Below are 205 nucleotides of genomic sequence, written 5' to 3'. Positions count from 1 at the left end.
CGGGGTTGTAGGACACTCTATACGGAGTCAAAAAGGAAGACAGTAGGTGAAGGACCTGGAAAGGTCGGCCGAAGAAGGTGACAGCCCTGTAGCTGAAACTGTTTTCCCTCCAGAGTGGATCCTGAGTACGGCGGGACACGTGAAACCCCGTCGGAATCCGGGAGGACCATCTCCCAAGGCTAAATACTCCCTAGTGACCGATAGT

Annotated in this window: 1 rRNA gene (cut by a window edge); it reads left to right on the top strand. The window is 54.1% G+C overall.

From position 1 onward, the window contains the following. Positions 1–205 (top strand): 23S ribosomal RNA (locus tag ASE91_RS18525); its annotated part reaches 331 nt to the left of the window's first position; the annotation flags it as partial.

This window comes from Sphingomonas sp. Leaf62, assembly GCF_001421915.1.
In the GTDB taxonomy this organism is placed as follows: domain Bacteria; phylum Pseudomonadota; class Alphaproteobacteria; order Sphingomonadales; family Sphingomonadaceae; genus Sphingomonas.
The sequence above is the reverse complement of the archived record's forward strand: the minus strand, read 5'-3'. Positions and strand labels throughout refer to the sequence as shown.